8 protein-coding genes are annotated in these 14,177 nt (G+C 51.2%); 2 read left to right on the top strand and 6 right to left on the bottom strand.

Annotated elements, in window-relative coordinates; translation table 11 throughout:
- Nucleotides 1–50: 50 nt before the first annotated feature.
- Complete coding sequence (locus NYE33_RS06115; RefSeq protein WP_336102008.1) at nucleotides 51–482, bottom strand: MarR family winged helix-turn-helix transcriptional regulator; 432 nt, start codon at nucleotides 480–482, stop codon at nucleotides 51–53.
- Between the two features lie 234 nt (nucleotides 483–716).
- On the opposite strand from NYE33_RS06115, the gene NYE33_RS06110 reads away from it, so the two are divergent.
- Complete coding sequence (locus tag NYE33_RS06110) at nucleotides 717–2,390, top strand: methyl-accepting chemotaxis protein (RefSeq protein ID WP_341065129.1); 1,674 nt, start codon at nucleotides 717–719, stop codon at nucleotides 2,388–2,390.
- A gap of 142 nt (nucleotides 2,391–2,532) precedes the next feature.
- On the opposite strand, the gene NYE33_RS06105 is transcribed toward NYE33_RS06110, so the two are convergent.
- From NYE33_RS06105 to NYE33_RS06085, 5 genes are all read right to left on the bottom strand, one after another.
- Nucleotides 2,533–4,542, bottom strand: coding sequence for a putative bifunctional diguanylate cyclase/phosphodiesterase (locus tag NYE33_RS06105; RefSeq protein ID WP_341065126.1), 2,010 nt, complete (start codon nucleotides 4,540–4,542; stop codon nucleotides 2,533–2,535).
- Nucleotides 4,543–4,768: 226 nt separating this feature from the next.
- A complete protein-coding gene (locus NYE33_RS06100; RefSeq protein WP_076247634.1) occupies nucleotides 4,769–6,433 on the bottom strand; it encodes a hypothetical protein in 1,665 nt (554 codons plus the stop codon).
- Nucleotides 6,426–7,181 (bottom strand): ABC transporter ATP-binding protein, encoded by a 756-nt coding sequence (locus NYE33_RS06095; RefSeq protein WP_231575454.1) that lies wholly within the window; start codon nucleotides 7,179–7,181, stop codon nucleotides 6,426–6,428. The genes NYE33_RS06100 and NYE33_RS06095 overlap by 8 nt, the downstream gene beginning before the upstream one ends.
- A gap of 307 nt (nucleotides 7,182–7,488) precedes the next feature.
- Entirely contained in the window at nucleotides 7,489–11,217 is a 3,729-nt protein-coding gene (locus tag NYE33_RS06090; RefSeq protein ID WP_341065123.1) for an S-layer homology domain-containing protein, read from the bottom strand.
- 77 nt (nucleotides 11,218–11,294) lie between these two features.
- Entirely contained in the window at nucleotides 11,295–12,137 is an 843-nt protein-coding gene (locus tag NYE33_RS06085; protein WP_076247638.1) for a hypothetical protein, read from the bottom strand.
- Between the two features lie 440 nt (nucleotides 12,138–12,577).
- On the opposite strand from NYE33_RS06085, the gene NYE33_RS06080 reads away from it, so the two are divergent.
- Nucleotides 12,578–13,945 carry a dicarboxylate/amino acid:cation symporter gene (locus NYE33_RS06080; RefSeq protein WP_171720733.1) on the top strand — a complete coding sequence of 456 codons (1,368 nt, stop codon included), beginning with the start codon at nucleotides 12,578–12,580 and terminating at the stop codon, nucleotides 13,943–13,945.
- Nucleotides 13,946–14,177 lie beyond the last annotated feature (232 nt).

Genomic DNA, 14,177 nt, shown 5'->3' with positions numbered 1-14,177 from the left:
GGGGGCTGGCTTATTTTATATACTTCATGGCTGCTATCACTGTTCAAGGACTATCGTTCCTGCTTCTCAAGCAGCAAATAATAGTGTGCGAAATTCTCGAGCTCGTCTGGCTCAAGTATGGATAAATGCTCCTCCAGCAGCAGCATCGACCGGTGTTGCGCTTCTTCCAGAACTCCTTGCCCCTTACCCGTTATCGTCACGATTACCGCCCGGCGGTCGTTCTCATCGGGAACGCGCGCAATCAGCTCCAGCAGCTCCAGACGGTCCAGCATTACCGTGACCGCACTGGATTTCACCTCCATTTTATCAGCCAGATGAATAACCCGTGCCTGTTTCTCCTGAGCGATCATATGCAACAGTCCGAATTGCGGAACCGTTAACCCTAATTCCTTATGCAGGGACATCTGCGACATTATTTTGCGCTGCACCTTCCACATGGATATGCCCACACGTTCGATCAACGGATTGATATCTTGCGTCATCCCTTCAGCTCCCAGTCCGTTTGTCTTATTCCAAGCGTACCATTATCTTGGCTATAGATTCAATGTTTTTCGTTTACACAAATCATCATTCTCCGACACAAAAATACTTTATTCTGGCTAATGCCTTGGCAGCAGCGATGCGCTATAATCGTAGCAGTGATAAGAACTCACTTAATATACTTAGAGTCAGGGCTGGTGATCATTTTTATGAAATTGGCAACAAAATTAACTTGGATGATGCTGATTGTACTGCTTCTAGTCGGATCATCCATTGGCTTCTTCGGTTATAATGCTGCTTACAAGCAAATCGATGAAGCCGCAGGAATTGAACTGGTAGGCTGTGCCAATATAACTACCGGCCTTATTGATCCCGCCGATATAGCTGCTCTGGCTGCAGGCGATACGAGCAAGTTAAGCGCCATTGAAGACCGCATAGGCTGGATTAATGAACATAAACCTATTTTTAAAGAAGCGTTCATCCTCTCGCTCGACGGCAAAGTGCTAGCCGCTGACGCCCGGTTCAAAGAACGAGGTTATAAAGCAGGAGACCCCTTCTATTTCTCCGATGAAGATAAAGAAATGATTACCACCATGAAGCATTCCGCATACTCCAAAGTATATACATATCAAGGAACCTCGCTTAAAACCGGCTACGGCCCCATTTATCAGGACCATGACCCTACCAAACCAATCATTGCTTTGATGGCTATTAACTTTGACGGCCCGCTGATTCAGACACGGACAATGGAAATTATTACTCAGCCCTTCATTATCGGGAGCTCGATTCTGATTGTGGCCATAATTGCCGCATATCTGATGATTCGCCGTATGGTGAACCCGCTCACCAAACTGTCCGCTTCCGTAAACACAGTAGCCAAAGGTGATCTTAGCCGGGAACCTCTACTCTTCAAGAGCAGAGATGAGATCGGGAAGCTGTCGAGCGATTTCAATGACATGACCCTGAATCTGCGCAATCTGATTACACAGGTTAATGATACCTCGATGCTGGTCGCCTCCTCCTCCCAGGAGCTCTCCGCCAGTGCGCAGGAGACCAACCGCGCCGGGGAACACAGCGTCAATGTTACCCTCGAATTGGCAGACGGTGCACATACGCAATTACAGAACCTCGAAGGCAGCTACAAAGCCGTACAGGAAATGTCGCATTTCATTACCGAAATCGCCGACAATGCGGATAGCGCGATGAACAATGCCGCCATTAACGCCCAGAAAGCCCGGACAGGCCGGGAGTCTATGGATTTGACTACATCCCAGATGGGGATTGTGAGCGGAAGCATCTCCGATCTTTCCGGCATTATTCAAACGCTTGGCAGCCATTCCAAGGAGATCGAGAATATTGTCGGTACGATTGCCAGTATTGCCGAAGAAACGAATCTGTTATCCCTGAATGCAGCTATTGAAGCGGCGCGTGCCGGGGAAGAGGGCCGGGGATTCGCTGTTGTGGCAGGCTCTGTCCGCAAGCTGGCTGAACGTTCGGCGAGGTCTGCCGGCCAGATCGGTGAACTGGTCAGTCTGATTGTGAATCAGATGGACAAAGCCGGAGAGACTATGAAACGTTCCACAGAAGAGATGCATCAAGGCAAAGAGATGATCATCGCTGCCGGACATTCCTTCTCAGAGATCGAGACCTCCGTCTCCGATATGTCTTCGCAAAGCCAGCAGATCTCGGCAACCGTCCGTGAGCTTGCGCTGATCTCCGACGGCCTTGTAACTGCAATTCAGAAGATTGTAGATGTCTCTAACCAGACTGCTGAAGGTGCAGAGACCTTATCGGCCTCTTCGCAGGAACAGCTTGCCGCCATGGAGGAAGTAGAATCTTCCGCGGCATTCCTCTCTTCCCTCGCCGAGAAGCTGCAGGTATTGGTCGAGAACTTTAAAATCGCCTCATAAAGCGGGGCCTGGCTTCGAGGATTACTCAGGTACTATCCGGTGACCCCGGGCATATAAATCTTCTCTTTCAAAAAAAGGCTGTCCCGAACGTGGAATGATCCACGGCCGGGACAGCCTTTTATTTCGAATGAATCTGCATGCATTATGCCGTATTCTCTATGAACCATTGGCCCAGTTCATTGACCGGCATGGGCCGGCCGTAGTAGAAGCCCTGCATCACTCTGCAGCCCAGGGATTGCAGCAGTTCAATCTGCTCTGTAGTCTCTACGCCTTCGGCAACAACCTCCATATTGAGATTGCTGGCTATGGCAATGATATTACTGATAATTGCTTTCTTGGAGTGCATCTTGCTCTTACGGATGAATACCTGATCAATCTTCAGTGTATTGACCGGAATCTCATCCAGATTGCCCAGGGAAGAGAAGCCTGTCCCGAAATCATCCAGCGAGACTCTTACTCCGAGATTCCGCAGCTTGGAGAGCTGGGCAACCGTTTCTTCCATGTTGTTCATCGCAATGGACTCTGTAATCTCAAGCTCAAGGAAATGCGGCTCCAGGCCAGCACGCGACAGCGCTTCTTCCACCACATCGTACAGACTGCCGTTCTCAAACATCCGGGCTGACATGTTGATCGAAACCGCTACATTCGCCACCTTCGCCTTATGCCAGAGCATATTCTGTCCGCATACATCATGCAGCATCCAGTAGGTAATCGGCACAATCAGGCCTGTCTCCTCGGCAATCGGAATGAATTCAGCCGGAGAAATAATTCCGTGCTCCGGATGTCTCCAGCGCAGCAGCGCTTCAAGACCTACGGTAACATTCATGAGTGAATCCCACTTGGGCTGGTAGACAACCATGAACTCCGAGCGGGCCAGCGCCTTGCGCAGATCCTTCTCCAGCGACATCCGCCGTACCTGATGGCGGTTCATTTCCAGATCGAACACACTGAACTTGTTCTTGCCCGAGTCCTTGGAGGTATACAGCGCTGTATCTGCAGCCTTCATTAGCGCCGAACGGTCCGTTCCATGGGCGGGAGTCATGCTGATCCCTACACTGGCCGTTACATACAGCTCATTGCCTTCGATGCTATAAGACTTCTTAAGCTCCTGCAGAATATGCTGCGCTTCTTCCTCCGCTGCTCCAATCGTACAATCGGGCAGGGCAATCAGGAATTCATCGCCGCCCAGCCGGAAGACCTTGCCCTTCCCGCCCACACAGCGAGTCAGCCGTTCGGATACTTCCCGCAGCAGCAGGTCGCCGATATCATGTCCGAGCGTATCATTAATGGATTTGAAGCGGTCCAGGTCGACGAAGAACACGGCTCCCGAGATACCTCCGAAGAAATCATCCTTGAAATAACGCTCCAGTCCATGCCGGTTCGGTAGTTCAGTAAGCGGATCATGGTAAGCCATACGCTCCAGCACATGCCTGTCCAGAAAAACAGCTCCGCCGGAGAGTGCCAGCATAAACAGGGTAACCAGCGAAATGCCGGTCAGCAGAATGACATCTGCCTCCATGAGTACAGGTTTCGTGCCCAGCCAGTTGTCATACTGCAGATGGCTTGTTGTCAGACTGGTATAATGCATTCCGGTAACCGCAAGGGCGATGAACAGCGCCGAATACAGCCTCCAGCGGCTATAGCCTCTATAATCCTTGAATTTGCGAAACATAAATACTCCGATGTAGGAGGCCAGCAGAGCAATCAGAACGGACAAGGCCTGGTCCTTAATTTCGTAATGAACCTTTGCCTCCATCTCTATGGAGGACATTCCGATATAATGCATAAGTGAGATGCCGCCGCCCAGTATTACACCCCCAATAAGTAACCGCCACATTCTCTGGCGGGAAGCCGTCGCTATCTGGAGTGCCGCATAACAGGACAACATACTGACGAGCAGGGACAGAACGGCTGTACCCGGATGGTAGCTGACCTTGAAAGGGAGATGGCTGGCCATAATGCCTACAAAATGCATGGCCCAGATTCCGCTTCCCAGCACGCAGGCACCAGAGAGCAGCCAGAGACGCCTGACCCGGCCAGTGGAATGGGAAACCTGCGAAATCAGATTAAGCGCAGAGTATGCCGCTGTTGCAGCAAGCGCAAAAGATAGTAAAACAATCCAAATATTATAGTGGATTCCCATTTGATCCATAGTTGACCTCTTCACCGGTTTTATTATCATCGTCATTTGCAGTGTGAATCTCAAGTTAAAAATCAATATACGAATAGTAGATAAATGGAAGAGTGCATAGAGATTATAGGCGATCCCTGAAATATAACTTTAGCTGTATTTTACCTTGTATTTGGCAGACTGTCTAAGTAAATACTGGAACTTAGACCCTTTTTTTAGTGTCGGCAAAAAATGTCCATATTTGGCGTCAGCCCCCCGCGCGGAGGGTTGGAAGCCGGCTGCTGCCTGAATCCTCCGGCAGGAAGGCCCGGTGCCATATCCAGGCATTTGCAGCTGCCAGAATTACCAGATAGATGTATATTCCCGCGGGAATTAAGGTGAACACATAATGTATCCCGGCCAATCCCGCCAGAACAAACAGCTGCACAAAAGCACTGCCGGTGAATTCCTTCCGCCGCGCTGCCTCATACTTCTCCGAGAACGGCAGCGCCCTGGGGAACAGAAGAAAGCACAGCACCGAATACAGCAGCAACGCAAGCAATACGGCGGCCATATCAGCAATAATCCTGGACCCGAACAAGCCGATGAATACGGCTGCCTCCAGAGTAAACAAAGGCACCAGCAGCTTAAGCACCACTGCCTTCAGCATCCCGCGGTATACCATAGCCGTTCCCGGCAAGGGGATTACTTTATAGATCCATGCGCCTTTGTAGCTGGTGGAGTAGCGGAGCATCTGTACCGCCGTCATCATCAGGAGAGCACTGTAATAGATAAACAGAAACGATCTGGAGCCTCTGATGGCTGCCAGGTCCCCGCTCCACACCTGATTGAAGATAAAGATAAAGGGCAGCACGAGGGACAGGCCTACAGTTGGATATACCCTAAGCTTGAATTCGCGCTCATGCTTCATCATCGACCAGGTGAAACGGAAGAACATCGCCTCTACCTTGTTGCGGCATGTTATCTCTGACAGCCTGCGGGATATCCGCCCGGTGCCCTGTCCTGAAGCGCCTTGTTCAGCCAGCTTCTGGAGACTGCGTTCAAACAGCGGCATCAGCCGGATATAGGCTGCAAACAACACGACAGGAGCTGCGAGAGCGAGTACGGCCAGGATAGTTAGATGCCTGCCTTCCGCTCCCCCAACCAGCAGCTCAAACGGAGCCCCGAACCAGACGGGAGGCAGCGCGAAGTGCCACCAGGCAGGAGTGAAATTCAGGCCGAACTCTGTGATATTGAACAGGCGCGATACGAGCTGAGCACCGACAGTTACGCCAACTGACAGAATAATCTGCACATAATTGATGATGTCCTTAAGCTTTTCACCGTCAAAAAACCTTAAAATCAGCAGATAGACCAGCGCAGTAAACACCAGAATGAAGCCGTCCATCAGGATGATCTCCGCAGCATACAGGAAGAAGAACAGCGCTCCGTGCCGGAATAACGAGAACAGAAGCGAGGGGCCGGTGAAGGTCAGGGTCAACGTGAGCAGATAGATCAGAATATGTATGCTTTTGGCCATGTTTAGCGTCCGGCGGTCCACCGGCTTGGAGAAGAGAATGTTTTTGTCCCGCAAATCCAGCATGACTGTCGAGAAATCCGATATCAGCGTCGTTGTGATCATGAACATCACTATGCTGAACATCAGGCTCATGGTCAGAATATAATTGTCTGCAGGTGCAACCAGCGCGATCAGCATCAGCCCGAGCAGCAGATACAGCCACTGTACCCGGAACGGAGAGCCTTCCATATTCAGCTTGGGTTCCTGCGTTCCCGAGAATATCGTTGGTGTCCGCCGGCCGTCCATCGTGAGCTTAACCTGAAGAATGCGGCGCAGTACGGCATAATCGGCTCCGAGCGCCTTAAATATCCATTGCATCCGGTCCAGCAGCTTCAATACAAAGAAATCACGCATGCGGCGCACCCTCTCCAATCACAGCAACGAACTCACTGGCGATATCCCTGTACTTGTCAAATCCGGTCAGCTGATTGAAAATCTCCTCAAGCGAGCCCTCCCGGCTCTGCTCCCGCAGCTGTGCGAAGGTTCCGTCCGCAACGATATCGCCCCCGTCCAGCAGAATAATCCGGCTGCTGATCTTCTCCACCACGTCCATAATATGCGAGGAATAAAAGATTGTTTTGCCCCTGGCCGCAAGTGTTGCAAAAATCTCCTTCACCACCATTACACTGTTGGCATCCAGACCGCTGAGCGGCTCGTCCAGGAACAGAATATCCGGGTCATGCAGCATGCTGGCAATCAGCAGCACCTTCTGCTTCATCCCTTTGGAGTAGGAGGCAATCCGCATATCGTAGGCCTTATTCAGGTTCAGCAGTCCCATCAGCTTCTCCGCCTTGAGCTCAGCATCCGCCTTCTTCATGCCATACAGCTCTCCGATAAACGTAAGATATTCCCGGGCTGACAGGCTGTCATACAGCTCTGCCACCTCCGGCACATAGCCGATTCTTCTTTTGTAGGCCGTGTCCCCGTCTGAGATATCTCTGCCAAAAATACGCACCGACCCGCTATAGCCCTCCACGAGCCCCAGCATGATCTTGACCGTGGTACTTTTGCCGGCGCCATTGGGTCCGATGTATCCGATAATCTGTCCCCGGTATACCTCCAGGTCAATTCCCCGCAGCACCATTCTGTCACTGTAATTCATCCATAGTCCTTCAATTGAAATGACCGGTTCTTCTGTATTACCCACTACCCTCTCTCCCTTCTGCATGCACATCCATCATCTTCATATTACGTTTTAGCTGTTATCCCTATTTTAGCAAATTTTAACACCAGTTACCTATGAGTTATCGCAACAAGTGCAGTGTAGGGGTAAACGTCAAATAACCCCACAAAGTGGGGCTTAAGCTTCGATGATGATACAGATACTTTGCAGAGAAAACATATCAATTCTTATGTTTTCTCTAAGAGCAGCCCTCTGGCCGCCCTTAGAGAAAATGTTATCCTATCATTTACCGGGCAAGCAGGTTGTAGATCACCTGTGCCGCCTCGGCCCGTGTGGAGAATTCCAAAGGATGAATTCTGCCGTTGTCACCTTCTACTACACCGCGCTGCACCAGAGCCTGCAGAGCTTCTTGTGCGTAGCCGGCAACCTGCGGCGCATCGCTGTAGGTGGAGAGCGCCAGATCTGTCGTGGAGTCCGGCAGCTGACCCAGAACATTCAGCGCACGGTACAGCAGGGTGAACAGCTCCTGCCGTGTAATCTGGTTATCCGGCTTGAACTGGTTATCCCCGGAGCCCGTAGCAATTCCCAGACTCTTGGCAGCAGCCAGATAGCCGGAATAATAGACTGTTCCTGCATCTGTAAAGTTTGCTCCGTTGCTGTCCGGTGCTATTCCGTAGGCCTTGAGCAGCAGGACAATGAATTGTCCTCTGGTTACTAAGGCGTTCGGACTGTAGCTGCTATTGTCCGTGCCGGAAGTGATGCCTCTGGCTGCCAGGAAGCTTACAGCATTGTTGTACCAGGCAGTATCAGCAATGTCAGCAAATGCAACCTTATTGTAGGCAATGATATATTGCGAGAAATGAGTGGTCACAAATTCGACTGCTGCGGTAGCTGCCTTGTACTTGCCCTGAACAACATCCAGGCCGCCTTCCTTGTTGATGTTATATACGATAATAGAATGTGCCTGTTCACCCGCCAGCGGTGTATAAGGAAGACTGATGTGCACCTTCCCGCCGCCGAAGACAGACACCTCGCTATCTCCTGCCCGTACAGTCAGATCATATACCGGTCTGTCTCCAAGTACTGATTTGCCTTCCTCAGTTAAAGACACCTTGGCAATTCTAATGAGGATTGCCCCGCTATCCGCAGCAGCACTGATGCCGGCTACAGCAGTAGAATCGAACGTAATCTGCCCGACGTTCAGAATATTAATCTTAAGACTGGCATTCGTGGCAGAGGCTGCTTCATTAAATGCACTTCGTGGAATGCTGAGCTCCGCTGTCTTGGTATTGGCATCTGCGGCAACGCTGATTTCCAGGACAGCCTTCTTGCCTGCGGCTTCTGCAGCCTTGGCACTGTTCACAAGGCCTGCAGCGGCTTCGGCAGAAATAGAAGCTGTTGTTACGCCTGTAGCTGTATCCGTTGTAGCAGTGGCGGCCGCCACTACAGTTACGGTATCCCCGGATGTCGTAGCAGATGGGGATGGGGCCGGACTGGCGCTAGCTACCGGCACAACCGGAGCTGCGCCGCCATTGCCCCCTCCTCCACTATTCGAACCGGTTGCCGGTGCATATGCCGGTACGACAACACTGGTATCCGGGCTTGCCTTGTAGCCGAGCTTAGCCGCTGCTCTGACATTATAGGTTCCGGCGGACAAGCCCGTAATTTCCTTGTCCGGGGCCGGTGTGTACGCAGAGGCCGTGGACAACTTATATTCAAGCGCTGTGGTGGTGCCCGTAATGGCTCCGTTCTTATTCTCGGATGAGGTTGGGGCAACACCTTTAAGGCCGGTTGGGGCTGCCTGTTCCTGAATATTGCCCGGAACCACCACTTTTGCTACCGGACTGGCTGTGTAGCCTTCTTTTGCCGGATATCTCAGATCGTACACTCCCGGGATTAAGTCCGTGGTTTCTCCCTCTCCCGCATAGACATAGGCAGTAACCGTGGACAGCTTGATCTGTAATTGACCGGTAGTGCCTGTGATCTTCCCGTCCTTGTTCTCCCAGGTTGTCGGCTTCACTCCCGTAAGTCCGGCAGGTGCCGCCTGTCTCTCCGTGAAGGCAGGAATTGTAATATTCGCCTCAGGGCTTGCCGGAATCTCTTCCTGGGCAATATATCTTACCTGATAGCTACCAGGTGTAAGATGGATAGGAGGTATATCCTTGGCATACGTATATTCCGTTACCGTTGTCAGCTTGTACTCCAGCAATTGCAGCTCCTCAGTACTCAGCGCCCCTCTTGCACCGCTGATCTGCCCATCCGTATTCGCTGCGGAGGTCGGCGGGAGTCCCTTCAACCCTGCCGGGGCTGCCTGCTCTCCGGGCAGCGGTACAACAACCTCTACTGCTTCTCCCGCAGCATAAGGTATAACAGTGGTTCCTGCAGGTTTAATGATAGGTCCCTGCGAACCCGTAGTCGCTTTATACCGTACCAGGTAAGTCCCCGGAACCAGGCCAGAAATGGTATCACCTGCGGCCGGCTGATATTCATAGACCGAATCCTGTACAGTCTTGTACTTGTATTCCAGCTGGTCATTGGCTCCTCTGATGGTGCCGTCTGCACTTCCATACAGCCCTGCAGGCACAGCCTCTAATCTGGAATACAGCGTGTTTAAAGCCTGGATTGCATTAGTATATCTGGCACCATCGGAATATCCGCTGCTTACATACTCCGGCTGGATATTCGTCCAGGAGTACATCAGCTCCACATGCCCAAGAATAGGGGCGCTTTCTCCGGCAGCATCCTTGTTATCTTTGTTGTAAGTAAAGAGATACGGCACCTGAAGTCTGTCGCCGGTGACCGTTTCGTTCAGATCATTCACATAGCTGATCACAGAGGGCTTAGCTGCCTGATTGTTCTCTGTCTTGATATTGGTAAGGTAGGTATTAACCAGATCAACATACAGATTGGCATACGGATGATTGCTCGTTCTGATCTGCAGCTCATTGTTATTATGAGGGTTGGCCCGCCCGCTTGTTCCGGTGTTATTGCCGGACTCCGCTACCGTCAGACCCGCATCAAGCTTCGTATCAAAGAAATAGATCTTGCTTATGTTATGGGCTATCGCCTGTTCATTAATATATTTGATGATGGCCTGGGTATTCGGGCACCATGAGCCCCCGAACAGCAGTGCATAGTTCCCGTCACTGGCCAAAATCTGCTGCAGCTGATGATAGGTTACATGCTCCAGCACAAGGTCCTTATCCTCCGGAGTAAAAATAATATTCCCGTTGTTCTCTCCGGCATAGTTGCGGTTGAACGCTGTTTTAATATACTCGGACTCATTAATCACACTATAGGCGGAGGCTGCTTCAAACACCTGACGCACAGAGGCCTTATAATCATTAACCTTGGCTGAGTCAAGCTGGCCGTCTGTCAGGAATTGCTCCCAGGACTTTCCGTCCTTCAGGTAAGAAACAACAGGCGCGCTGTTGCCCTGCGCATCCTTATGATCCTTGTTGTACAAGAACAGGAATGGGGAATCAATCTTGTTGGCAGTAACCGTCTCGCCGGCCGCATTCACATAACTGACATTGTGCTGCGGGTCTGCCTTGTCATACAGCGAAAGATTCTTCAAATACTTATTGACCAGATCCACATATTTATAGGCATACGGATTATTGCTGTCTGCAATATCAAGAGTGGCCCCGTCCAGCCTGGTATCAAAATTATAGATCACCGGCACATTAATGCCTGTTTCCTTGGCAACCTCATTGATAAATCCGATGTCCGCCTGTGTGTTCCCGCTCCAAGTACCGCCAACCAGTACGGCATAGGTACCCTCACTCTCAAACAGATTGGCGATATCTTCATATGTAGCCGTCTTATATACATGGTTACGGTCATTCAGCTTTGGATAATTCTCATAAAAATAATTATATGTGCTGACTGCTCCAGCGCCGCCCGCTGGCAGGATTGGCTCTGCAGCCGCCTTGCCGGGGATACCCGGCAAGACAAGGAGAGCAGACGCCAGCAGCGGTGCGAGGATTTTATTAAGTTTTTGCTGTGTTTTCATTAGTTGCACCTCAACTTTATCTTTTTTCTGTACTTTGCAATACCAGCCTGCCCGTCAGTTAGTAAGACGCGAAAATCTTAAGGGCAAACTTCCTCTACAGCAGCCGGGGCAGGGGCAGGAGCAGGATTGCTCACAGCAGGCGCCGGGGCTGAGGTATCAGCAGCTTGAGATGCGGAATTGCCGGAGGCTTGCGATGAGGATGTGCTGGCAGCCGGGGCTGAGGCCGGGGCGCTTGCACTCGCTTTGACCACCTCGGTTGTAGAGAACGTCACCTTCTTCGGAGCGGGCTGTTCGGTGGCCTGTGCCGGCGCTGGAGCGGCCGGAGCCGGGGCGGCCGTTTTAACTGGTGCGGCAGATGGTTGCACAGTCTCAGTCTTCGGCGCGGATGCCGTCTGCGGAGCGGCAGTTGCCTGCGGAGCGGCTGTGGCTTTGGGAGCCGCAGCCGTTTGGGCTTGGGCAGCTACAGCAGCGGCTGCCGTCTTGGCTGTAGCCTGCGGCTGTGTCTCTTTAGCCGCAGGAGCAGCAGTCGCCTTGGCTTCGGCTTGGACAACCTCTGCCGTCCCGGCGGATGCTGCCGCAACCGTCTTGCCGGCCTCAGGTGCGTAATTCACTGAAGCCGGTGCGGCAGAGGCTGCTGCCGTGGCTGCAACAATCGGCGCGGCTGCCGTCTCAGCCGTGTCTGTTGTTGCAGCAGCTGCCGCTTCAGGCTTAACAGGCTCTGCTGCAGGGGCTGCAGCAGTATCAGCTGGCGCCGGGGTTTCCACAACATTTGTGATTGTGCCTGCAGCAGCTGCCACTTCCACAACTAGGGGTTTTGCGGCTGCTTCAGCCTTGTTGTCCTGCTTGGCTGATACTGCCGCATATGTCAGTACTGAGAACACTACGGCTGCAGTAATTACGGATATAGTAAGCTTTTTCATAGAGGTAACCCTTCCTTTCATTTCGCCCTAGGCAGTTTTTGGGGAACTCAATTACTCATCACAAAAAGACTCAACAAGACACACTGTTTGCGTGCTCATTGAATCTCTGGCGGTCCAGTCGATTCTTCTTACGAATTGCTCTCCTTACAGCAGCGGTATCCCATCCCCCCCTATAGAATCAAAAAAGAGACTCAACAAAACGCATGGTTATGCGCTTCTGTTGAATCTCTGGCAGTCCAGTCGATTCCTGAATGACTTGCGGATAAGTTCCATATTATTCATACTGACATCCCTTGTCAATTAAAATTTTATTTATCCTATTTGTTTTATCGGATTAAATAAAATTAACATATTTATACATTGACAATCATAAAATTTGTCTATACATTTGATCTCATTATTCACATCAAAAAACTAGGCTTAGGGGGTCTATAACGGGAATGAACAACATCGACAACAATCTATTATCAGCCATTGAGACAAACTGGTATGGCTTCGTGGTTTCTATTTTTGTGTTTGGCATCCTGTATTTCCTGGCACGCAAACGGGTCGGCTTCGGCACCCGGGTCCTGGTCGGGCTCGGAATCGGGCTGCTGGCCGGAATCTTTTTTCAATATTTCGAATTCGAAACCAATGCCATTACTACCTTCGGCAGTATTTATGTCAGTCTGATCCGCATGCTCGTTGTGCCGCTCGTATTCATTCTGGTGCTCAATAGCATATCCTCACTAACAAATCTTGAATACCTGCGCAAGATCGGAATCAAGACCTTCGCCTGGTTCCTCGGAACAACCGGGATTGCTTCGGTCATCGGATTATCCGTAGCCCTGCTGTTCAATCCCGGAAAGGGCATCCAGCAGGCTGTGCCGGAGGGCTTCACCGCCCGTGAAATCCCCACATTCTCACAGGTTATTCTTGATCTCGTCCCATCCAATCCCGTTAATGAAGCAGCTACCGGCAAGGTTGTGCCACTGCTTATTTTCGCCATCTTCCTGGCGGTGGCCATTATCAAAATCGGCTCCAAAAAACCGGAGGCCGTTAAGCCTGTACGCGATCTTATCGAATCCCTGACCCTGGTGCTGCACCAGGTAGTCAAATTTGTAATCCGGTTAACGCCTTACGGCGTGTTCGCGCTGATTGCCGGAATTACGGCACGATATGGCTGGGAGACCCTTCAGGAGCTGGGCAGTGTCATTGTAACCTCTTATGTCGCATTGATTCTGCACTTTGTGCTGGTCTTTGGCGGACTCGTGCTGCTCGTGGTCAAAGTAAATCCTATCCGCTTCTTCCGCAAGGTCTACCCGACGCTAACCGTTGCATTCACCACCAGAAGCAGCTATGCTACACTTCCGGTGAATCTTGAGGTTATTACGAAACGTCTGCATGTCTCACCGCGGATTGCCAGCTTCGTTGCTCCGCTCGGCGCCTCTGTCAACTTCAATGGATGCGGGGGCGTATGGCCTGCTATTGTGGCTGTGTTTACGGCTCAGGTCTATGGAATTCAGCTTACCGGAACCGACTATGTCACACTGGTGCTGGTCAGTATCATCTCCTCCATCGGGGTAGCAGGAGTACCCGGACCGGCTGTAATCTCAACAACCGTCGTATTAACGGCACTCGGCCTGCCGCTGGAGGGGATAGCCATTGTTGCAGGAGTAGAAGCGCTTATCGATATGGGACGTACCGCTGTCAATGCTACCGGAACTGCCGTTACTGCCCTGCTGGTCGCCAACTCTGAAGGTGAATTCGACCGCGAAGCCTTCAACCGGGGCGATAACGAGGATGAAATTCTTCTTAACACAATATAAGTACTCAAGCAGATATAGGATAGCGTCAGATTTAAACTAGTGAAAAAACACTTGTGTGCAGTGACCCGATTACGATATATGCGGTATGCTTAATTGTACTTTGTACAACTAAATCGTCTGATTTACAAGGTATTATCGGTTTAGTTGTACTTCGTACAATTAAACTGCCGTGTGCACCTTGGTTCTCACCATTCTCGCAGATTTAGTTGTACAGACTACAGTTATTAGATGC

It is taken from the genome of Paenibacillus sp. FSL R10-2199 (genome assembly GCF_038000235.1).
GTDB lineage: Bacteria > Bacillota > Bacilli > Paenibacillales > Paenibacillaceae > Paenibacillus_AQ > Paenibacillus_AQ phytohabitans.
Note: the sequence above shows the minus strand (reverse complement) of the source record. Positions and strands in the feature narration are given on the sequence as shown.

Excerpts from the sequence above, each read along its gene's own strand:
- NYE33_RS06100 (WP_076247634.1), bottom strand. The coding sequence starts at position 6,433 with ATGCGTGATTTCTTTGTATTGAAGCTGCTGGACCGGATGCAATGGATA.
- NYE33_RS06080 (WP_171720733.1), top strand. The coding sequence starts at position 12,578 with ATGAACAACATCGACAACAATCTATTATCAGCCATTGAGACAAACTGG.
- NYE33_RS06105 (WP_341065126.1), bottom strand. The coding sequence starts at position 4,542 with ATGGATCAAATGGGAATCCACTATAATATTTGGATTGTTTTACTATCT.
- NYE33_RS06095 (WP_231575454.1), bottom strand. The coding sequence starts at position 7,181 with ATGAATTACAGTGACAGAATGGTGCTGCGGGGAATTGACCTGGAGGTA.
- NYE33_RS06085 (WP_076247638.1), bottom strand. The coding sequence starts at position 12,137 with ATGAAAAAGCTTACTATATCCGTAATTACTGCAGCCGTAGTGTTCTCA.
- NYE33_RS06090 (WP_341065123.1), bottom strand. The coding sequence starts at position 11,217 with ATGAAAACACAGCAAAAACTTAATAAAATCCTCGCACCGCTGCTGGCG.
- NYE33_RS06110 (WP_341065129.1), top strand. The coding sequence starts at position 717 with ATGATGCTGATTGTACTGCTTCTAGTCGGATCATCCATTGGCTTCTTC.
- NYE33_RS06115 (WP_336102008.1), bottom strand. The coding sequence starts at position 482 with ATGACGCAAGATATCAATCCGTTGATCGAACGTGTGGGCATATCCATG.